This window comes from Streptomyces sp. NPDC047981 (genome assembly GCF_040653315.1).
Classification (GTDB): Bacteria; Actinomycetota; Actinomycetes; order Streptomycetales; family Streptomycetaceae; genus Streptomyces.
Map to the genome: position 1 here is coordinate 15615 of NZ_JBEZNQ010000017.1, position 21427 is coordinate 37041.

General features: G+C 72.6%; 18 protein-coding genes. 5 read left to right on the forward strand and 13 right to left on the reverse strand.

Features of this window, described 5'->3' with window-relative positions; genetic code table 11:
* Positions 1–73: 73 nt before the first annotated feature.
* From infB to rimP, 4 genes are all read right to left on the reverse strand, one after another.
* Positions 74–3175, reverse strand: coding sequence for a translation initiation factor IF-2 (gene infB / locus AB0E14_RS12835; RefSeq protein WP_362415581.1), 3102 nt, complete (start codon positions 3173–3175; stop codon positions 74–76).
* A gap of 147 nt (positions 3176–3322) precedes the next feature.
* On the reverse strand, positions 3323–3592 hold the full coding sequence (locus tag AB0E14_RS12840; RefSeq protein ID WP_362415583.1) for a YlxR family protein: 270 nt from the start codon (positions 3590–3592) through the stop codon (positions 3323–3325).
* A gap of 142 nt (positions 3593–3734) precedes the next feature.
* Positions 3735–4742: a transcription termination factor NusA gene (nusA, locus tag AB0E14_RS12845; RefSeq protein ID WP_362415585.1), complete on the reverse strand. Its 1008-nt coding sequence runs from the start codon at positions 4740–4742 to the stop codon at positions 3735–3737.
* Between the two features lie 2 nt (positions 4743–4744).
* Positions 4745–5242 (reverse strand): ribosome maturation factor RimP, encoded by a 498-nt coding sequence (gene rimP / locus AB0E14_RS12850; RefSeq protein WP_362415587.1) that lies wholly within the window; start codon positions 5240–5242, stop codon positions 4745–4747.
* 152 nt (positions 5243–5394) lie between these two features.
* Here rimP and AB0E14_RS12855 point away from each other — a divergent pair, with 152 nt between their 5' ends.
* The 4 genes from AB0E14_RS12855 to AB0E14_RS12870 are packed head-to-tail and all read left to right on the forward strand — an operon-like array spanning position 5395 to position 8425.
* Entirely contained in the window at positions 5395–6099 is a 705-nt protein-coding gene (locus AB0E14_RS12855; RefSeq protein ID WP_362415589.1) for a hypothetical protein, read from the forward strand.
* Positions 6096–6512 (forward strand): ferritin-like domain-containing protein, encoded by a 417-nt coding sequence (locus tag AB0E14_RS12860; RefSeq protein ID WP_362415591.1) that lies wholly within the window; start codon positions 6096–6098, stop codon positions 6510–6512. Before AB0E14_RS12855 ends, AB0E14_RS12860 begins: the two co-directional genes overlap by 4 nt.
* A gap of 57 nt (positions 6513–6569) precedes the next feature.
* Positions 6570–7469: an aminoglycoside phosphotransferase family protein gene (locus AB0E14_RS12865; protein WP_362415593.1), complete on the forward strand. Its 900-nt coding sequence runs from the start codon at positions 6570–6572 to the stop codon at positions 7467–7469.
* 47 nt (positions 7470–7516) lie between these two features.
* Complete coding sequence (locus AB0E14_RS12870; RefSeq protein ID WP_362415596.1) at positions 7517–8425, forward strand: slipin family protein; 909 nt, start codon at positions 7517–7519, stop codon at positions 8423–8425.
* 51 nt (positions 8426–8476) lie between these two features.
* On the opposite strand, the gene AB0E14_RS12875 is transcribed toward AB0E14_RS12870, so the two are convergent.
* The 8 genes from AB0E14_RS12875 to AB0E14_RS12910 form a co-directional block, all read right to left on the reverse strand.
* Entirely contained in the window at positions 8477–10177 is a 1701-nt protein-coding gene (locus AB0E14_RS12875) for a proline--tRNA ligase (protein WP_362415598.1), read from the reverse strand.
* A 284-nt stretch (positions 10178–10461) separates the two neighbouring features.
* Positions 10462–11010, reverse strand: a complete 549-nt coding sequence (locus AB0E14_RS12880; protein WP_362415600.1) for a GNAT family N-acetyltransferase — start codon at positions 11008–11010, stop codon at positions 10462–10464.
* A 50-nt stretch (positions 11011–11060) separates the two neighbouring features.
* Positions 11061–11906, reverse strand: a complete 846-nt coding sequence (locus AB0E14_RS12885) for a GNAT family N-acetyltransferase (RefSeq protein WP_362415602.1) — start codon at positions 11904–11906, stop codon at positions 11061–11063.
* A gap of 171 nt (positions 11907–12077) precedes the next feature.
* Entirely contained in the window at positions 12078–13235 is a 1158-nt protein-coding gene (gene ispG / locus AB0E14_RS12890) for a flavodoxin-dependent (E)-4-hydroxy-3-methylbut-2-enyl-diphosphate synthase (protein WP_362415604.1), read from the reverse strand.
* Positions 13236–13337: 102 nt separating this feature from the next.
* Entirely contained in the window at positions 13338–14642 is a 1305-nt protein-coding gene (locus AB0E14_RS12895; protein ID WP_362415606.1) for a site-2 protease family protein, read from the reverse strand.
* Positions 14639–15901 carry a 1-deoxy-D-xylulose-5-phosphate reductoisomerase gene (dxr, locus tag AB0E14_RS12900; RefSeq protein ID WP_362415608.1) on the reverse strand — a complete coding sequence of 421 codons (1263 nt, stop codon included), beginning with the start codon at positions 15899–15901 and terminating at the stop codon, positions 14639–14641. Before dxr ends, AB0E14_RS12895 begins: the two co-directional genes overlap by 4 nt.
* 33 nt (positions 15902–15934) lie before the next feature.
* Positions 15935–17206, reverse strand: a complete 1272-nt coding sequence (gene aroA / locus AB0E14_RS12905) for a 3-phosphoshikimate 1-carboxyvinyltransferase (RefSeq protein ID WP_362415610.1) — start codon at positions 17204–17206, stop codon at positions 15935–15937.
* Between the two features lie 349 nt (positions 17207–17555).
* Entirely contained in the window at positions 17556–19484 is a 1929-nt protein-coding gene (locus tag AB0E14_RS12910) for an acyl-CoA dehydrogenase family protein (protein ID WP_362415612.1), read from the reverse strand.
* A gap of 170 nt (positions 19485–19654) precedes the next feature.
* Here AB0E14_RS12910 and AB0E14_RS12915 point away from each other — a divergent pair, with 170 nt between their 5' ends.
* On the forward strand, positions 19655–19852 hold the full coding sequence (locus AB0E14_RS12915; protein ID WP_362415614.1) for a hypothetical protein: 198 nt from the start codon (positions 19655–19657) through the stop codon (positions 19850–19852).
* 108 nt (positions 19853–19960) lie between these two features.
* On the opposite strand, the gene AB0E14_RS12920 is transcribed toward AB0E14_RS12915, so the two are convergent.
* Entirely contained in the window at positions 19961–21406 is a 1446-nt protein-coding gene (locus AB0E14_RS12920) for an aldehyde dehydrogenase family protein (RefSeq protein WP_362415616.1), read from the reverse strand.
* Positions 21407–21427: the final 21 nt, after the last annotated feature.

The following is a 21427-nucleotide window of genomic DNA, read 5'->3' on the forward strand; positions in this document are numbered from 1 at the left end:
ACCGTACACGCAACGGCCGGGGCCGATCGACGGAATACTTTCCCGCCGACCGGCCCCGGTACTACCGCTGCCGTCAGGCGCGCGGCTTCTCGCGCATCTCGTACGTCGCGATGACGTCGTCGATCTTGATGTCGTTGAAGTTTCCGAGGTTGATACCGCCCTCGAAGCCTTCGCGGATCTCGGTGACGTCGTCCTTGAAGCGGCGCAGACCGTGGATCGTGAGGTCCTCGGCGATGACCTTGCCGTCGCGGACGAGGCGCGCCTTGGTGTTGCGCTTGACCTCGCCGGAGCGGATGAGGACACCGGCGATGTTGCCCAGCTTGGACGAGCGGAAGACCTCGCGGATCTCCGCCGTACCGAGCTCGACCTCCTCGTACTCCGGCTTGAGGAGGCCCTTGAGCGCCGCCTCGATCTCCTCGATGGCCTGGTAGATCACCGAGTAGTACCGGACGTCGACACCCTCGCGCTCCGCCATCTGCGCCGCACGGCCGGCAGCCCGGACGTTGTAGCCGATGACGATGGCGTCGGAGCCCATGGCCAGGTCGATGTCGGACTCGGTGACCGCACCCACACCGCGGTGCAGGACACGGATGTCGACCTCTTCGCCGACGTCGAGCTGGAGCAGCGAGGCCTCGAGAGCCTCGACCGCACCGGACGCGTCGCCCTTGATGATGAGGTTGAGTTCCTGGACCAGACCGGCCTTGAGCACCTTGTCGAGGTCCTCGAGGGACACCCGGCGGACGCGCTTGGCGAAGGCGGCGTTGCGCTCACGCGCAGCGCGCTTCTCGGCGATCTGACGCGCCGTACGGTCCTCGTCGACGACCAGGAGGTTGTCGCCGGCACCCGGCACGTTGGTGAGACCGAGCACCAGGACGGGAGTCGACGGGGCCGCCTCCTCCACGTTGTTGCCCTTGTCGTCGAGCATCGCCCGGACACGGCCGTACGCGTCGCCGACCACCACGGTGTCGCCGATGCGCAGCGTTCCGCGCTGGACGAGGACGGTCGAGACCGCACCCCGGCCGCGGTCGAGGTGGGACTCGATCGCGATGCCCTGCGCGTCCTGGTTCGGGTTGGCCCGCAGGTCGAGCGAGGCGTCCGCGGTGAGGACCACGGCCTCGAGCAGGGAGTCGATGTTGAGACCCTGCTTGGCGGAGATGTCGACGAACATGGTGTCGCCGCCGTACTCCTCGGCCACCAGACCGAACTCGGTCAGCTGACCGCGGACCTTGGTCGGGTCGGCACCCTCGACGTCGATCTTGTTGACCGCGACGACGATCGGCACGTCGGCCGCCTTGGCGTGGTTGAGCGCCTCGATCGTCTGGGGCATCACACCGTCGTTGGCCGCCACCACGAGGATCGCGATGTCGGTCGACTTCGCACCACGGGCACGCATGGCGGTGAACGCCTCGTGACCCGGGGTGTCGATGAAGGTGATGGCCCGGTCCTCGTCGTTGACCTGGGTCGTGACCTGGTAGGCACCGATGTGCTGGGTGATGCCACCGGCCTCGCCCGCGACGACGTTGGTCTTGCGGATGGCGTCGAGCAGTCGGGTCTTTCCGTGGTCGACGTGACCCATGACGGTGACGACCGGCGGACGGGAGACCAGAGCCTCTTCGCCGCCCTCGTCCTCGCCGAACTCGATGTCGAAGGACTCGAGGAGCTCGCGGTCCTCCTCCTCCGGCGAGACGATCTGAACGGTGTAGTTCATCTCTTCGCCGAGCATGGTCAGCGTGTCGTCGGAGACGGACTGCGTCGCCGTGACCATCTCACCGAGGTTCATCATCACCGCGACGAGCGACGCCGGGTTGGCGCCGATCTTCTCGGCGAAGTCGGTGAGGGACGCACCGCGCGACAGGCGAATGGTCTCGCCGTTGCCGCGAGGCAGCATCACGCCGCCGACCGACGGGGCCTGCATGGCCTCGTACTCCTGGCGCCTCTGACGCTTCGACTTGCGACCGCGACGCGCGGGACCACCGGGACGACCGAAGGCACCCTGCGTGCCACCACGGGCACCGGGACCACCGGGACGGCCACCGAAGCCGCCGGGACGACCGCCGAAGCCGCCGCCACCGCCGCCGGGACCACCCGGACGACCGCCGCCGCCACCGGGACCGCCGGGACGACCGGCGAAGCCGCCGCCGCCACCACCGGGACCGCCCGGACGGCCGGCGAAGCCGCCGCCACCGGGACGACCGCCGCCGCCACCCGGACGACCGCCGGGGCCACCGGGGCCACGACCGCCGGGGCCACCACCGGGACGCGGGCCGGCAGCGGGACGCTGCGGCATCATGCCCGGGTTCGGACGGTTACCGCCGGGCGCGCCGCCCGGACGGGGAGCCTGCGGACGAGGCATGCCACCGGGGGTCGGACGGGGACCGCCCTGACCCTGGGGACGCGGGGCGCCACCGGGGCCGCCCTGCGGACGCGGGGCACCCGGAACGGCACCGGGGCCGCCGGGACGGGGGGCGCCGCCACCCGGACGGGGCGCCTGCGGGCGCGCCATTCCGGTGGAGCCACCCGAGGTGAAGGGGTTGTTGCCCGGACGCGGACCGGCCGGACGGGCACCGCCCGGACGCGGAGCGCCCTGGCCCTGCGGACGCGGGGCACCCTGGCCCTGCGGACGCGGCGCGCCCTGACCCGGACGGGCCGGACGCTCGCCGGTGGGCCGGGGGCCCGGGGTGGCGCCACCGGGGCGCTGACCGGCGGCCGGAGCCGACGGGGGCGCGCTGAACTCGGGGGCGGCCGGAGCCGGCGTGACCGGCTTGGGCGCGGGCTTCGGGCCCGGGCGGGGGCCCGAGGCGGCCGGAGCCGGAGAGGGGGTGCTGCTCGCGGGGGCCGCCGGCGTGACCGGGGCGGCCGGGGCCGCAGGCGCGGCGGGGGCCGGCTTGGGGGCCGGTGCGCCGGGCTTGGGGGCAGCGGGACGTGCCGCGGCGGCCGGAGACGGCGCCGCGGGCTTCGCGGGGGCGGCCTTACGAGGCGCGCCAGGCTTCGCAGCGGTCTTGCCGGCGCCACCGCCGGGACCCTGCAACGCATCAGTCAACTTGCGCACGACCGGCGCCTCGATCGTCGAGGACGCCGAACGGACGAATTCACCGAGTTCTTGGAGCTTGGCCATGACGACCTTGCTCTCCACACCGAACTCCTTGGCGAGTTCGTATACCCGGACCTTAGCCACTTCGCTCCTTTTAGGTCCGGTTACCGCCGGACCGTCGCTACTTCATGGGCGTACTCATCGCGTACTCATCGAGTGCTCATCGCAATCTCGACCTACTTCCAACTCGCGAGGTACCTGACCGCACGGTGTTCCGTGCCGTACTTCTTCTTACAAAGTGAGCTGCTCTGCCAGCAACGCCGTTTCGAGCGGCCCCTGGACCTTGAAGGCCCTCGGGAACGCCCGGCGGCGGACCGCCAGGTCGAGACAGACCGAGGCGGGGTGCAGATACGCACCCCGGCCGGGCAGCGTACCGCGATGATCGGGGACGCATGCGCCCTCGACCGCCACGATGCGCAGCAGATCGCTCTTGGCCGCTCGCTCCCGGCATCCCACACAGGTTCGCTCAGGGCACGCGCGGGCTTGCGTCCGGCCAGACACGCTTAAGTCTACCTCCCCGTAACGACCTCACCCGTTTGGGGCAGAAATCGAACGGTCGTCTGTCGTGATCTCGCCGTCGCACAACGTGACGACGGCGGGATTCATTCCTCGGGGCCCTCCCGGGCCCCCTCGCAGCGCGCGCTCAGTCGCGGGCGGGCGCGTCCTCGGCCGGGTGCTCGGTGTCCGGCCGGATGTCGATGCGCCAGCCGGTGAGCCGGGCGGCGAGACGGGCGTTCTGGCCCTCCTTGCCGATCGCCAGCGACAGCTGGTAGTCCGGCACCGTCACCCGGGCGGAGCGGGCGGCCAGATCGACGATCTCGACCTTGGAGACCCGGGCCGGGGAGAGCGCGCTGGCCACCATCTCGGCCGGGTCGTCGGACCAGTCGACGATGTCGATCTTCTCGCCGTGCAGCTCCGCCATCACGTTGCGCACCCGGCTGCCCATGGGGCCGATGCAGGCGCCCTTGGCGTTCAGGCCCGAACGGGTGGACCGTACGGCGATCTTGGTGCGGTGGCCGGCCTCACGGGCGATCGCCGCGATCTCGACGGAACCGTCGGCGATCTCGGGGACCTCCAGGGCGAACAGCTTCTTCACCAGATTGGGGTGCGTGCGCGAAAGGGTGACGGACGGGCCGCGGACACCCTTGGCGACCCGGACGACGTACGTGCGCAGCCGCAGACCGTGCGTGTACTCCTCGCCCGGCACCTGCTCCTGCACCGGAAGGATGGCTTCCAGCTTGTCGTCCAGGCGGACGAGGACGTTCTTCGGGTCCTTGCCCTGCTGCACCTGTCCGGCGACGATGTCGCCCTCACGGCGGGCGTACTCGCCGAAGGTGACGTCGTTCTCGGCGTCCCGCAGCCGCTGCTGGATGACCTGGCGGGCGGTGCTGGCCGCGATCCGGCCGAAATCCGACGGCGTGTCGTCGAAGTCCTTGGGCTCCTGGCCCTCCTCCAGCTCGGAGGGGTCCTCCTTCGCCCACACCGTCACATGACCGGTCTGCCGGTTCAGCTCCACGCGCGCGTGGCGGCGGGCCGAGGGGGTGCGGTGGTACGCGATGAGGAGGGCCGACTCGATCGCCTCGACCAGCATCTCGAAGGAGATCTCCTTCTCCTGTGCCAAGCCCTTCAGGAGCTTCACGTCGATGTCCACGGCTACGCCTCCTCTTCCTTCTTGTCCTTGCGGTTGAACTCGATCTCGACACGCGCCTTGGCGATGTCCGCGAACTCGGCCCTGCGGGCGGTGGGCTTGCGCCCCTTCACGCCCGGCACCTCGAGGTCGACGCCGGTCTCGTCCACGGCGAGGATCCGGGCGACGAGCTCGGCGCCGTCGGTCAGCTGCAGCTTGGCGAGGCGGCCGGTGGCGCGCACGTAGTGGCGGGGCTCGGTGAGCGGGCGCTCCGCGCCCGGGGTGCCGACCTCGAGGGTGTACTCCCCCTCGCCCATCGCGTCGGTCTCGTCCAGCGTCGCCGAGAGCGCGCGGCTCACATCGGCGACCTGGTCCAGGTCGGCACCTTCGTCGGAGTCGACGACCACGCGCAGCACCCGCTTGCGCCCCACGGAGGCCACCTCGATCTCTTCGAGGTCGAGTCCCTGCGCGGCGATGAGCGGCTCAAGGAGTGCTCGCAGCCTGTCGCTCTGGGTGGTGCTCATCCGGGTGACTCCTCGGCCGCGTGTGCTGTTGTGGGTTTCGTCGCGTGTCAGACCAAAGGGTATCCGGTCGCGGGGGGTGTTGCCGTCCACGGGCCCGGGGGCCGCGGGTACGCTCGCCTGCGGTGATCTTCGAACGGGCCGAGGGAGTGAATGTGGGGCGCACGGGGACCGTGGGCAGGCGCGCGCTCCTGGCCGCCGGGGCGGTGACGCTGGTCGGCTGCACCGCCGAGAGCGGCCCCGGGCGGCCGAGGAAGCCGAGCGCGGACCAGCTGGCGGCGCGGGCCGAAGCGGCGCTGCGGCGCCGTTCGGCGGCGACCAGCCGGACCCTGCTGGAACGTTACGACGCGGTGCTCGCCGCCCATCCGGTGCTGACCGCGCGGCTGACCCCGCTGCGGACGGCGGTGGCGGCGCACGCCGCCGCGCTCGCGGAGGGCGCGGAGGCCCTGGACGCCTACGGCCGCTCCGGGAGCGGGGCGACAGCCGGCCCGCCCGACGCGGCGGGGAACGGGACGGACGGGGACGCGACGGCCGACGGCGCGCCCGGGGACGCCGGGCAGGCCGGGGACGCCGGGAGCGCCGGAAACGCCGCTCCTTCGGCCGACACCCGGTCGGCCGATCCGGGCGACGCGCGGACCGCGACACCCGCCGCCTCCGCCCCTGCGACCCCCGCGCCGCCCCCCGTACCGGCCGATCCGGCGCTCGCGCTCAAGGACCTCGCGGCGCTCGCGCGGCGGACCGCCGACGCGCACGGGGCGGCCCTGCTCGGCGCCCCGCCCGAGTACGCCCGGCTGCTCGCCTCCGTGTCGGCCTCCGGCGCCGCACACGCGTATCTGCTGACCGAAGGAGGCCGGGCATGAGCGCCCTCGAAGCGGCCCGGGCGGCGCTCGCCGCCGAGCACGCGGCGGTGTACGGGTACGGGGTCGTCGGCGGCCGGATCGGCGCCGAGCGGCGGGCGGAGGCGATGGCCGCGCACGAGGCGCACCGGGCCAGGCGCGACGCCCTGCGCAGGACCGTGCGGGACCTGGGGGGTGAGCCGGTCGCCGCGGCGGCCGGCTACGAGCTGCCGTTCGCGGTGCCCGACCCGGCCGCGGCCGTACGGCTCGCCGCCGTCCTGGAGGACCGGGTGGCCGGGGTGTACTCCGACCTGGTCCGGGCGGCGGAGGGGCCGCTGCGGCGGGACGCCGCCGCCGCGCTGCGCGAGGCGGCGGTCCGGGCCGTCCGCTGGCGCGGCACCGACGTAACCTTTCCTGGGCTCGCCGAGCGGGTGTGACACGGGCCGGAAACGGCCCCGACCAGGCTTTCGTACTGCAGAAGGAACAACGCACGCATGGCTTTCGAACCGCCGCAGCGACTGGCGCGGACGCTCGGCGAGACGTACGGGGACGCGGTCGCGGCCGAGTGGCTCGGGAAGCTGCCCGAGCTCGCCCTGACCACGGTCGAGCACGCCTCCCTCGACGTCGAGCGGGTGATGGCGCCCGGCGGGCGCAGCAGCCTGGTGGTGCTGGTGCGGCGCGCCGACGGCTCCCCCGCCGCGCTGAAGATCGCCCCCGAGGCCGCACGTCCCGACCTGGAGCGGGACGCGCTGGCGCACTGGGACGGCTGGGGCGCGGTGCGGCTGCTCGACGCGCCCGAGGACGGTTCGCTGCTGCTCGAACGGCTGCACCCCGAGGTGTCCCTGCGGTCGCTGCCGGAGGCGAAGGCGCTCCTGGAGGCGGCGGGCACGGTACGCAGGCTGTGGGTCGAGCCGCCCGCCGGGCACGGCTTCGAGACGGTCGCCGAGCGCACGGCCCGGCAGGCGACGGCGATGGACCCCTACCGCGCCGATGCCGAGACGGCCGCGCTGACCGCCGCCGCGCTCGATGTGCGCGAGGAGCTGGTCGCGCTCCCCCCGGAGACGCTGCTCCTGCACGGGAACTTCCGGCAGGGCAAGGTGCTCGGGGGTGACCGGGCGCCGTGGCTGGCCGTGGGGCCCGAGCCGCTGGTCGGCGAGCGCGCCTACGACCTGGCGCGGCTGGTACGGGACCGGGTCGAGGACCTCGTGGCGGCCTCCGCCGGGGCTTCGGCGGCCCGCCGGCGGGTCAACCGTCTCGCGGACTCACTGGAGGTGGACCGGGAGCGGCTGCGCGGCTGGACGCTGTTCCGCGCGGTCGAGTCGGCGACGCGGGCGCTGACGGCGGGCCGTCGGCAGGACGCGGAGCTGCTCCTGGAGTTCGCGGGCTGGCTGTAGGGGAATACCTTTGCTGTAAGGCTCGGCTCGGACCTTTGGGGGCCGTGATGGTCGAGGAGCTTCTGGCGGCGGCTGCGGCGACCGGCGTAGCTGTCGTGGTGTACGTGGGCGCGGCAGCGCGCGTGGTGAAGCAGTACGAGCGGGGCGTGGTCTTCCGCTTCGGCCGGCTCCTGGGCGAGGTCCGCCCGCCGGGCTTCACGATGATCCTTCCGTTCGTGGACCGGCTCCACAAGGTGAACCTGCAGATCGTGACGATGCCGGTGCCCGCGCAGGAGGGCATCACGCGGGACAACGTGACGGTGCGGGTGGACGCGGTCGTCTACTTCAAGGTGGTGGACGCGGCCGAGGCGCTGGTGCGGGTGGAGGACTACAAGTTCGCGGTCTCGCAGATGGCGCAGACCTCGTTGCGGTCGATCATCGGCAAGAGCGATCTGGACGACCTGCTCTCCAACCGGGAGAAGCTCAACCAGGGCCTCGAGCTGATGCTGGACTCGCCGGCGATCGGCTGGGGCGTGCAGATCGACCGCGTCGAGATCAAGGACGTGTCGCTGCCGGAGACCATGAAACGGTCGATGGCCCGGCAGGCGGAGGCGGACCGGGAGCGCCGGGCGCGGGTGATCAACGCGGACGCGGAGCTGCAGGCGTCGAAGAAGCTGGCGGAGGCGGCGAGCGTGATGTCGGCGGAGCCCGCGGCGCTGCAGCTGAGGCTGTTGCAGACGGTGATGGCGGTGTCGGCGGAGAAGAACTCGACGCTGGTGCTGCCGATCCCGGTGGAGCTGCTGAGGTTCCTGGAACGTGCGGCGCCCGCGCCGGGCGAGAGCGCGACGCCCCGGCAGGAGGCCCTGCCGGGTGTCCCCGCCGTGGAGGACCTGGCCCTTCCGGAGCCCCCGCTCCCCCTGGACGAGACGCTGACGGGCGCGCCCGTGGAGCCGTTCCCCCGGGACGAGGCGGCGTGACGCCACGCGGGGGCGGGTGCCCGAAGGCGCCCGCCCCCGCGTGTCCCGCTGTCAGGCGCTGAGGCGGGCGATCGCCTCGTCGACCGTGAGTTCCTCGCGCTCGCCCGTGCGGCGGTCCTTCAGCTCCAGGACGCCCTCGGCCGAGCGGCGGCCGGCGACGAGGATCTTCGGGACGCCGATGAGTTCCGCGTCGGTGAACTTGACGCCCGGGGAGACGCCCGCGCGGTCGTCGACCAGGACGCGCAGGCCCGTGGCGCGCAGCTTCTCGGAGACTTCCAGGGCCAGTTCGGTCTGGAGCGCCTTGCCCGCGGCGACCACGTGCACGTCGGCCGGGGCGACCTCGGCGGGCCAGCACAGGCCCTTGTCGTCGGCGGACTGCTCGGCGAGTGCGGCGACGGCGCGGGAGACGCCGATGCCGTACGAGCCCATGGTGACGCGGACGGGCTTGCCGTTCTGGCCGAGGACGTCGAGCTTGAGGGCGTCGGCGTACTTGCGGCCGAGCTGGAAGATGTGGCCGATCTCGATCGCGCGGTCCAGCTTCAGGCCGGTGCCGCACTTGGGGCACGGGTCGCCCTCCTGGACGACGACCACGTCGACGTACCGGTCGACCTCGAAGTCACGCCCCGCGACGACGTTCTTCGCGTGCATGCCCTCCTTGTTGGCGCCGGTGATCCACGCGGTGCCGGGGGCCACGCGCGGGTCGGCGATGTACGTGACCTTCTCCAGGCCCTGCGGGCCGACGTAGCCGCGGACGAGGTCGGCGCGCTCGGCGAAGTCGGCCTCGGTGACCATCTCGACGGCGGCGGGGGCGAAGTGCTCCTCGACCTTGCCCAGGTCGACCTCGCGGTCGCCGGGCACGCCCACGGCGATGATCTCGCCGTCGACCTTCACCAGGAGGTTCTTGAGGGTGGCGGAGGCCGGGACGCCGAGGGAGGCGGCCAGGGTCTCGATGGTCGGGGTGTCGGGGGTGGGGATCTCCTCGGCGGCGGGGACCGCGGAGCCGTCGACCGGCTGGAGGTCGTAGGAGATCGCCTCGGTGTTGGCGGCGAAGTCGCAGTTCGGGCAGTCGGCGAAAGTGTCCTCGCCGGCCTCGGCCGGGGCGAGGAACTCCTCGGACTTCGAGCCGCCCATGGCGCCGGCGGTGGCGGCGACGATGCGGTAGTCGAGGCCGAGGCGCTCGAAGACGCGCCGGTAGGCCTCGCGGTGCAGGGCGTAGGACTTGGCCAGGCCCTCGTCCTCCGTGTCGAAGGAGTACGAGTCCTTCATCAGGAACTCGCGGCCGCGCAGGATGCCGGCGCGGGGGCGGGCCTCGTCGCGGAACTTCGTCTGGATCTGGTACAGGATGACCGGCAGGTCCTTGTAGGACGAGCACTGGTCCTTCACCAGGAGGGTGAAGATCTCCTCGTGGGTGGGGCCGAGGAGGTAGTCGCCGCCCTTGCGGTCGTTCAGGCGGAACAGCTCGGCGCCGTACTCGTCCCAGCGGCCGGTGGCCTCGTAGGGCTCACGGGGCAGCAGGGCGGGGAGGGAGACCTCCTGGGCGCCGATGGCGTCCATCTCCTCGCGGACGATCCGCTCGACGTTGGCGAGGACCTTCTTGCCCAGGGGCAGCCAGCTCCAGATGCCGGCCGCGGTGCGACGGACGTAGCCGGCCCGGACGAGGAGCTTGTGGCTGAGGACCTCGGCGTCCGCCGGGTCGTCGCGCAGCGTCTTCGCCATCAACTGGGACATGCGCTGGACCGGTGCGTTGGCCATGGTTCTCGTACTCCTGCCGGAAACTGGGTGATGGCTAGGAGGTTAGCCGGGCGGCCCGCGCGGGCGGAAATCAGTTCCCGTTCGCGGCCCGTCGCGGCAGTGGGAGGCCCATTCACGGCGTAGGGGCGCGGGGCGCTCGGACGGCATCTCCCCGGGGCGACCCCCGGACCCCCGGGCAGGGCTCACCGCCGCGGCAGCGGCAGCGGGGCGCCCATCACGGCGTACGGGCGCGAGGCGCTCGGACGGCATCCCCCGGGGGCGACCCCCGGACCCCCGGGCAGGGCTCACCGCCGCGGCAGTGGGAGCGGGGCACCCATCACGGCGTACGGGCGCGGGGCGCTCGGGAAGTGGACCTGGCGGGCGAGGTCGATGTAGCCGAGGGAGCGGTAGAGGCCGCGGGCGGGGCTCTCGGTGTCGATGGCGGAGAGGATCGAGCGGGGCAGCTTCGACTGGTCGGTGATGGTGGTGATCAGCTCGCGGCCGACGCCTCGGCCCTGGTGGCCGGGGTGAACGTGCAGCTCGGTGATCACGAAGGAGTCGTCGAGCCAGTCGACGGTGCCGTTGGCGCGGAGGTACGGCTCGACGATGCCGGACCACCAGTGGGCGCGGTCGTTGGGCATCCCGTACACGAAGCCGACCAGCCGGCCCGAGTCGGCGATCGCGCCGTACGCGCGGGCGCCGGGGTTCTGGAGGTGGCGCAGCACGATGTGGCGGCGGACGACGACCTCGTCCTGACTCAGTCCGAAGGCGACCGCCTGAACGGCGAGGGCCTCGTCGACCCGTTCGGCGAGGTCGATCGGTCCGATCCTGACGTGGGTCGCGGCGTCATCCATGCGCCGCACCTTACAAGCGCTCCAGAACGTGTGCTTCGGAACAGGACGCTTCAGAACAGGACGCTCATGAAGGCGCCGACCTCGCGGAAGCCGACGCGGCGGTACGCGGCCCGGGCGGGGGTGTTGTAGTCGTTGACGTACAGGCTGACGACGGGGGCGACGTCGGCGAGCGCGTAGCGGAGCACGGCGGCCATGCCGGTCTCGGAGAGGCCGCGGCCGCGGTGTTCGGGGGCGACCCAGACGCCCTGGATCTGGCAGGCCTGGCGGGTCGCGGCGCCGATCTCCGCCTTGAAGACGACCTTGCCGTCCTCGACGCGGGCGAAGGAGCGGCCGGTGCCGACGAGTTCGGCGACGCGGGCCTGGTAGAGCAGGCCGCCGTCGCCGGCCATCGGGGAGATGCCGACCTCCTCGGTGAACATGGCCACGCACGCGGGCATGATCAGCTCCATCTCGTCCTTGCGGACGCGGCGGACGAGCGGATCGGCCTCGACGGTCGCGGAGGGCGCCTCGGTGACCATCAGCGGCTGGTGGCCACGGATGTCGCGGGCGGGGCCCCAGCTGGGCTCCAGGAGGCTCCAGAGCTGCGCGGTGGGCTCGGCGGGGCCGACGATCGAGGAGCAGCGGCGGCCGGTCCTGCGGGCGCGGTCGGCGAAGGCGCGGACGGCGTCGGGGGTGGCGCAGATGGGGACGAGGTTGGCGCCGGAGTAGCACAGCGAGCGCAGCCGCCCGTCGGTGTACCAGCCCCACATCTCACCGCCCAGACGCCACGGGTCGAGTCCGGCGGCCTGGACGCGGGCGGTCACGAAGGCGTTCTCGACGGGGGCGCTCTCCAGGACGGCGAGCGCGGCGCCGAGGTCGGCGGGTTCGAGGACCCGGGTGGTGGTCTGCGTCAACACGAGGGGGCCTCACCATGCGGTCTGCTGATTCTCCGCACTGTACCTGGCGCGTCGGGGAGGCGGCGGGCGAGCGACGGGGAGCCCGCCCGGAGAGCGGGGACGAGGCGCCGGGATGCGGCGAGGCCCCGGCGCTGGTGCGGCGGGGCCTCGTGGCGTGCGTGCGGGGTGGGGTCAGACGCCGATGGCGACCGTCGGCTCGCCCGAGGTGACGCCGTCCTTCTCCATCTGCTCGGCGATCTTCAGCGCCTCCTCGATGAGGGTCTCGACGATCTTCGACTCGGGGACGGTCTTGATGACCTCGCCCTTGACGAAGATCTGGCCCTTGCCGTTGCCGGAGGCGACGCCGAGGTCGGCCTCGCGGGCCTCGCCGGGGCCGTTGACGACGCAGCCCATGACGGCGACGCGCAGCGGGACCTCCATGCCCTCGAGGCCGGCGGTGACCTCTTCGGCGAGCTTGTACACGTCGACCTGGGCGCGGCCGCAGGACGGGCAGGAGACGATCTCCAGGCGGCGCGGCTTGAGGTTCAGCGACTCCAGGATCTGGTTGCCGACCTTGACCTCCTCGACCGGCGGCGCGGAGAGCGAGACGCGGATGGTGTCGCCGATGCCCTCGGAGAGCAGCGCGCCGAAGGCGACGGCGGACTTGATGGTGCCCTGGAAGGCGGGGCCGGCCTCGGTGACGCCGAGGTGCAGCGGGTAGTCGCACTGGGCGGCGAGCTGGCGGTAGGCGTTGACCATCACGACCGGGTCGTTGTGCTTGACCGAGATCTTGATGTCGCCGAAGCCGTGCTCCTCGAAGAGGGACGCCTCCCAGAGGGCGGACTCGACGAGCGCCTCGGGGGTGGCCTTGCCGTACTTCTTCAGCAGCCGGGCGTCGAGCGAGCCCGCGTTGACGCCGATCCGGATCGGCGTGCCCGCGTCCTTGGCGGCGTGCGCGATCTCCTTGACCTTGTCGTCGAACTGCTTGATGTTGCCCGGGTTGACACGGACGGCCGCGCAGCCGGCGTCGATGGCGGCGAAGACGTACTTCGGCTGGAAGTGGATGTCGGCGATCACCGGGATCTGCGACTTCCTCGCGATCGTCGCGAGCGCGTCGGCGTCGTCCTGCGTGGGGCAGGCGACGCGCACGATCTGGCAGCCGGAGGCGGTCAGCTCGGCGATCTGCTGCAGGGTGGCGCCGATGTCGGAGGTCCGGGTCGTCGTCATCGACTGGACCGAGACGGGTGCGTCGCCGCCGACGGCCACGGTACCGACCTGGATCTGGCGGCTCTTGCGCCGCTCGGCGAGCCGGGTCGGAACGGACGGGATACCGAGAGAGATCGCGGTCATCAGCTGTACAACCCCAAGGTGTGGTTCATCGGGCTCAGGTCTTCGAGGTTACCGCCCCCGCGGTGGGCGGCCGGACACCCCGGGGGTCCGGCCGCCCGAGGGTCACGTCAGCTTCACCGGATTGACGATGTCCGCGGCGAGGACGAGCAGGGTGAAGCAGACGAACACGCCCGCCACGACGTACGCGGCCGGCATCAGCTTGGCCACGTCGAACGGGCCCGGGTCGGGGCGCCGGAAGATCCGCGCCGTGTGACGGCGGACGGACTCCCACAGGGCGCCGGCGATGTGACCGCCGTCGAGCGGGAGCAGCGGCAGCATGTTGAACAGGAACAGCGAGACGTTGAACATCACGAGCAGCTGCAGGAAGAAGACCAGCCGGGTCTCCGCCGGTGCCTCGATGCTCATCAGCTCGCCGCTGATGCGGGCCGCGCCGACGACGCCCACGGGCGAGTCCTGCTTGCGCTCGCCGTCGCCGAAGGTGGCGTCCCAGAGGTCCGGGATCTTGCCGGGCAGGGCGAGGACGGACTCGAAGCCGGCCTGGAGCTGGTCGGTCATCCGGGAGGCGGACTCGCCGAAGGTGAGCGGGACGACCTCCCGGCCGGACTCGAAGCCGAGGTAGCCGGCGGAGACGTACTGCGCGGGCTGCACGACCCGGCCGTCCGCGTCCTTCTTGAGGACCTTGTTCTCCAGGAGGGTGGCCTTGAGGTCCACCTCCTTGCCGTCGCGCAGCACGGTGACCGTGGCGGCCCCGGTGGTGGCGCGGATGCGGTCGGAGAGGGTGTTCCAGTCGGTGACGCGCTCGCCGTTGAAGGCGACGATCCGGTCGCCCTTGAGCAGGCCGGCCGCCTTGGCCGGCGAGGGCCGGTCGGTCGACGTGCAGGTGTCGCGCTTCTCGCTCTGGTCGATGACGCAGTTGGTGACGCCCGCGACCTTGGTGGTCTGGGTCTCGAAGCCGACGGCCATCGCGCTGCCGAAGAAGAGCAGGACGGCGAGGATCAGGTTCATGAACGGGCCGGCGAACATCACGATGACGCGCTTCCACGGCTTGCGCGTGTAGAAGAGCCGCTTCTCGTCGCCGGGCTGGAGCTCCTCGAAGGAGGCCTCGCGGGCGTCCTCGATCATGGCGCGCCAGGGCGAGGTGGAGCGGGCCTCGATCCGGCCGTCCTTGCCGGGCGGGAACATGCCGATCATCCGGATGTAGCCGCCGGCCGGGATGGCCTTGATGCCGTACTCCGTCTCGCCCTTCTTCCGGGACCAGATCGTCGGGCCGAAGCCGACCATGTACTGCGGCACGCGGATGCCGAAGAGCTTGGCCGTGGAGAGGTGGCCGAGCTCGTGCCAGGCGATGGAGACGAGCAGCCCGAACGCGAACAGCGCGATGCCGAGGAGCGTCAGAAGTACGGTCATGCGCGCGCCTCCGCGGTCGCCTTCGCAGCCTGTGCTGCCAGTTCCCGGGCCCGGGCCCTGGCCCAGGTCTCCGCTTCAAGGACGTCCGACACCGTGAGCGGGGTTCCCCGGTCGGGGGTGCCGTGCTCGGTGACGACTGCCGTGACCGTATCCATGATTCCGTTGAACGGCAGCCTCCCGGCGAGAAACGCCTCGACGCACTCCTCGTTCGCCGCGTTGAAGACGGCGGGCGCGGTGGAGCCCAGCTCGCCGACGTGCCGGGCGAGGCCGACGGAGGGGAAGGCCTCGGTGTCGAGCGGGAAGAACTCCCAGCTGGAGGCCTTGGTCCAGTCGAAGGCGGGTGCCGCGTCCGGGACGCGCTCGGGCCAGCCGATGCCGAGGGCGATCGGACCGCGCATGTCCGGCGGGGTGGCCTGGGCGAGGGTGGAGCCGTCGGTGAACTCGACCATGGAGTGGACGTACGACTGCGGGTGGACGACGACCTCGATGCGGTCGAAGGGGATGTCGTAGAGGAGGTGCGCCTCGATGACCTCCAGGCCCTTGTTCACCAGGGTCGCGCTGTTGACCGTGATGACGGGGCCCATGGCCCAGGTCGGGTGGGCGAGCGCGTCCTCGCGGGTGACGTGGGCCAGCTCCGCCCGCGTACGGCCGCGGAAGGGGCCGCCGGAGGCGGTGACGACCAGCTTGCGGACGTCGGCACGGGTGCCGGCGGCGAGCGCCTGGAAGAGGGCGGCGTGCTCGGAGTCGACCGGGATGATCTGGCCGGGCTCGGCCAGCGCCTTGACCAGCGGGCCGCCGACGATCAGCGACTCCTTGTTGGCGAGGGCGAGGGTGCGGCCGGCTTCGAGGGCGGCGAGGGTGGGCGCCAGACCGATGGAGCCGGTGATGCCGTTGAGGACCGTGTGGCAGGGCGAGGCGGCCAGCTGGGTGGCCGCGTCGGGCCCGGCGAGGATCTCGGGGAGCGCCGCGCCGGGGCCGTAGAGCGCGGTGAGCGCCTCCCGAAGCTCGGCGGCCTTGTCCTCGCGGGCGACGGCCACCGCCCCGACGCGCAGCCGGTGGGCCTGCTCGGCGAGCAGCTCGACCCGGCCGCCGGAGGCGGCGAGGGCGGTCACCCGGAAGCGGTCGGGGTGGCGCAGGACCAGGTCGATGGCCTGCGTGCCGATGGACCCGGTGGAGCCGAGGACGACGATGTCCCGGCGGCCTTCGGTCGGATCGAAGACCAGGTGCGGGTCGGCGAGAGGAGAGGGGCGGTCGCTCATGCCCCCATTCTTGCCGCAAAGACCGCGCGCCCTTCACCGGGTGCGGGTGAACGCTCCGAAGGCGGCGCCGAAGACCTGGTGGAACGCGGGGAACGTCTTCCGTACGCAACCGGGGTCGTCGAAGGTGACGCCCGGGGTGCGCAGCGCGGTGACGGCGAAGGACATGACGATCCGGTGGTCGCCGTGGGTGGCGATCTCGGCGGGTCCGGTGGGGGTGCCCGGCAGGATCTCGATCCAGTCGGGGCCGGTGGCGACGGTGACGCCCAGGCGGCGGAGGTTCTCGGCGCAGGCGTCGAGGCGGTCGCACTCCTTGACGCGGGTGTTGGCGACGTCCTCGATGCGGACGGGCCCGTCGGCGAAGGGCGCGAGGGCGGCGAGGGTCGGCATGGTGTCGGAGATGTCGCGCATGTTGACGGTGAGCCCGCGCAGCCGGCCGGTGGAGCGGACGGTGGTGGCCGCGTCGGTGATCTCCACCTCGGCGCCCATCCGGCGCAGGACGTCGACGAAGCCGAGGTCGCCCTGGAGGGCGCCGGTGCCGAGGCCGGGGACGGTGACCTCGCGGCCGGGGGTGGGGTCGAGCGCGGCGGCGGCGAAGAAGTAGGAGGAGGTGGAGGCGTCGGGCTCGACGGCGTAGGTGGTGGCGGTGTAGCCGGTGGGCGCGACGGTGTACGTACGCCCCTCGTGGCCGTCCCGGGCCACGGTGACGTCCGCGCCGAACGCGCGCATCATCGCGAGGGTGATCTCGACGTACGGCTCCGAGACCAGGTCGGTCACGGTGATGGTGAGGCCTTCGGCGGTGAGCGGGCCGAGCATGAGGAGCGCGGTCAGGTACTGGGAGGACTGGCCTGCGTCGAGCGTGAGCGCACCGCCCTTGATCCCGGCGGCGTGCACGGTGAGGGGGTGGTGACCCTCGCGCTCGTGGTGGCGGAGGTCGACGCCGAGGGCGCGCAGGGCGGTGGTGAGGGGGCCGAGGGGGCGGCGGCGCATCTGCGCGGAGGCGTCGAAGCGGTACGTGCCGTGGGCGCCGGCGGCGGCGAGCGTGGGGAGGAAGCGGGCGGTGGTCGCGCCGTCGCGGCAGTAGACGTCGGCCTCGTCGGCGGCGGGGCCCTGGGGGCGCCCCTGGATGTGCCAGGCGTCGGCCTCCTGCCGGACCTCGTACCCGAGGGCCTTGAGCCCTTCGGCGAAGCCCTCGGTGTCGTCGGAGACGAGCGGCCGCAGGAGCGTGCTGGTCCCGTCGGCCGCGGCGGCGAGGAAGAGCGCGCGAGCGGTGACGGACTTGGAGCCGGGGATGTCGATGACGGTCACGGGCCCATGGTGCCGTGGGCCCGAGCGGTGGGCGTTTCCCGTCCGGCCCGTGGACGGGGGCGGGGGGTGAGGGGTGGGGGGTGAGGGGCACCGCGCCTGGGGGAGGGGGGCGAGCGGGAGCGGCAGCGTGCCCGGGGGTCGGGGGGACGAGCGGCTCGTCCCCCGGGTTCGGGGGACGCGCGGCACGGCCCCCGGGTTCAGGGGGACGCGCGGCACGGCCCCCGGGTTCAGGGGGACGAGCGGCACCGCGCGCCCCCGGGTTCGGGGCGACGAGCGGCACGGCCCCCGGGTTCGGCGGACGAGCGGCACCGCGCCCGGGGGTGAGGCTCCGGGCGCGGTGGGCTCGTCGCTACGGGATCTTGCGGTGGGCGTTCTCCTGGGTCGACGGGCCCGGGGTGGCGTCGGCGATCCAGGGGCCGTCGCCGCTCGGGTCCACGATCCCCGCCTCCAGCCACTCGTACCGGCCGGCCAGGACCCCGTCCACGACCCGGCGGTCGAGGTCGTCCGTGTTGGACCAGAGGCGGCCGAAGAGCTCCTCCACGCGCAGCCGCGCCTGGCGGCAGAACGCGTCCGCCAGCGCGTGGGCCTCGCGGCCGTGCGGGTCGCCCGAGGACCGCAGCCACTCCGCCCGTACGCAGGCCGCGCTCATCGCGAAGAGCTCCGCCCCGATGTCCACGATCCGGCCGAGGAACGCCTGCTTGAGCTCCATCCGGCCCTGCCACCGCGACATCGCGTAGAACGTCGAGCGGGCGAGCTTGCGCGAGGTCCGCTCCACGTACCGCAGGTGCGTCGCCAGGGCGCCGAACTCCGCGTAGGAGGTCGGGAGTTGTCCGGGTCCGGCGACCAGCTTCGGCAGCCAGCGGGCGTAGAAACCGCCCGCTCGCGCGCCCGCCTTCGCCTTGTCGCCCAGCGACTTGTCCGGGTCGATGATGTCGCCCGCCACGGCGAGGTGCGCGTCGACCGCCTCGCGCGCGATCAGCAGGTGCATGATCTCGGTCGAACCCTCGAAGATCCGGTTGATCCGGAGGTCACGGAGCAGTTGCTCCGCCGGGACCGCCCGCTCGCCGCGGGCCGCGAGCGAGTCCGCCGTCTCGTAGCCGCGCCCGCCCCGGATCTGGACCAGCTCGTCGGCGATGAGGCAGCCCATCTCGGAGCCGTAGAGCTTCGCGAGCGCCGCCTCGATCCGGATGTCGTTGCGGTCCTCGTCGGCCATCTGGGAGGAGAGGTCGACGACGGCCTCCAGGGCGAACGTGGTCGCCGCGATGAAGGAGATCTTCGTGCCGACCGCCTCGTGCCGGGCGACCGGCTTGCCCCACTGCTCGCGTACCGCCGACCACTCACGCGCGATCTTCAGCGCCCACTTCCCGGCGCCGACGCACATCGCGGGGAGCGAGAGCCGGCCGGTGTTCAGGGTGGTGAGCGCGATCTTGAGACCGGCGCCCTCGGGGCCGATGCGGTTGGCCGCGGGCACCCGGACGCCGTGGAAGCGGGTGACGCCGTTCTCCAGGCCGCGCAGCCCCATGAAGGTGTTGCGGTGCTCGACGGTGACGCCGGGCGAGTCCGCCTCGACGACGAAGGCGGTGATGCCGCCCCGGTGGCCCTCGGACTTCGGCACCCGGGCCATGACGACGAGCAGGTCGGCTACGACCCCGTTGGTGGTCCAGAGCTTGACGCCGTCGATGACGTAGCCGTCGTCGCCGTCCGGTACGGCGGTGGTGGCGAGCCGGGCCGGGTCGGAGCCGACGTCCGGCTCGGTGAGGAGGAAGGCGGAGATGTCGGTGGTCGCGAGGCGCGGGAGGTAGGCGTCGCGCTGTTCCTGCGTACCGAAGATCTTCAGTGGCTGCGGTACGCCGATCGACTGATGCGCCGAGAGCAGGGCGCCGATCGCGGGGCTCGCGGAGCCCACGAGGGCGAGCGCCCGGTTGTAGTACACCTGGGTGAGACCGAGGCCTCCGTACTTCGTGTCGATCTTCATCCCGAACGCGCCGATCTCCTTGAGGCCGGTGACGACCTCGTCGGGAACGCGGGCCTCGCGTTCGATCAGCCGGCCGTCGATCCGCGTCTCGCAGAAGTCGCGCAGCTTGGCGAGAAAGGCCTCGCCGCGCCGTACGTCCTCCTCGGAGGGGAGCGGGTGGGGATGGATGAGGTCCAGGCGGAAGCGGCCGAGGAACAGCTCCTTGGCGAAGCTGGGTTTGCGCCAGTCCTGCTCGCGCGCTGCCTCGGCGACCTGCCGGGCCTCGCGTTCCGTGACCTTGGGCCGCTGGGTGGGTGCGGACATGAGGAGCTCACCTCGCCGCTCGTCGGATGCCTTTGTGGCTACTGTCCGTGGTACCCGATTCCGGGCGGTACGGAAAGACGAACGGCGACCGGACGACAGGGCGCGGGGCGCTCCTGGTGGCGCGCTCCTGACCCGCCCCTGGGAGAATGCGGCGACCACGGGAGGGGAACATGATCATTGCGGTGGCTCTCGGAGCCCTCGTGCTCGCCGTCGGCGGGTGCGTGTGCGTGGTGTGGGCGGATCGCGGCGGGGCGCGCTGGGTGCGCGGCGTGGCGGCGGTGACCCTGGCGGCCGGAGAACTGGCGCGCCGTCCGGGCAAGGGCGGAGGCGGCCGGAACCAGGGTGACTCGGACGCCCTCGGCGACTGAGCGGGCTGCTGCGGGCGTGCCGGACGCGGCGGGCCCGCCCCTGACACACGAGGACGGCCGGAGCCCCCGCACAGTGGGCTCCGGCCGTCGGCTTGTGTGCCGTACGGGTTACAGCGCCAGGCCCGTGAGGACCAGGACGCGCTCGTACGTGTAGTCGTCCATGGCGTACTTGACGCCCTCGCGGCCGACGCCGGACTTCTTGGCGCCGCCGTACGGCATCTGGTCGGCGCGGTAGGACGGGACGTCGCCGATGATCACGCCGCCGACCTCGAGCGCGCGGTGGGCGCGGAACGCGGTCTGCAGGTCGTGGGTGAAGACGCCGGCCTGGAGGCCGAAGTCCGAGTCGTTGACGGCGGCGAAGGCCTCGGCCTCGCCGTCGACCTTGGCGACCGTGAGGACCGGGCCGAAGACCTCGGCGCGGGCCAGGGTGACGTCGGCCGGGAGGTCGGCGAGGACGGTCGGGGCGTAGGTCGCGCCCTCGCGGCCACCGCCGGTGAGCAGCTTCGCGCCGCCCTTGACGGCCTCGTCCACCCAGGACTCGACGCGCTTGGCGGCGTCCTCGTTGACCAGCGGGCCGACGTCGGTGGCGTCGTCCGCCGGGTCGCCGGTGACCTGGGCCTCGACGGCCGCGACGATCTTCGGGACGAGGCGGTCGTAGACGGCCGCGTCGGCGATCACGCGCTGCACGGAGATGCAGGACTGGCCGCCCTGGTAGTTGGAGAAGGTGGCGATACGGGTCGCCGCCCAGTCCAGGTCCTGCTCGGACGCCCAGTCGCCGAGGACGACGGCGGCGGCGTTGCCGCCGAGCTCCAGGGTGCAGTGCTTGTGCGGCACGGACTCCTGGATGGCGTAGCCGACGGTGTCCGAGCCGGTGAAGGAGATGACCGGGAGGCGCTCGTCCTTGACGAGGGCCGGCATGCGGTCGTTCGGCACGGTCAGGATGGACCAGGAACCGGCCGGGAGGTCGGTCTCGGCCAGCAGCTCGCCCAGGATCAGGGAGGAGATCGGGGTGGCCGGGGCCGGCTTGAGGATGATCGGGGCGCCGACGGCGATGGCCGGGGCGACCTTGTGCGCGCTGAGGTTCAGCGGGAAGTTGAAGGGCGCGATGCCGAGGACGACACCCTTCGGGATACGGCGGGTGATCGCGAGGCGACCGACGCCACCGGCCTCGGTGTCGAGGCGCTGGGCCTCGCCGCCGTTGAAGCGGCGGGCTTCCTCGGCCGCGAAGCGGAAGACGGAGACGGCACGGCCGACCTCGCCGCGGGCCCACTTGATGGGCTTGCCGTTCTCGGCGGAGATCAGCTGGGCGATCTCCTCGGTGCGCTCGGCGAGCCGCTTCGATACGTGGTCGAGGGCCGCGGCGCGCACGTGCGCCGGGGTGGCGGCGAACTCGTCGACGACGGCGTGCGCGGCGGCGACGGCCTCCTCGACCTGGGCCTCGGTGGGCACGCTGACCTTGCCGACCAGTCGTCCGTCATAGGAGTTCGTGACGTCGAAGGTGGCCTCGCCGGTGGCCTCGCGGCCGGCGAGCCAGAAGGCGTGGGTGGCAGTCATTGCGTCCCGGCCCTTTCGTAT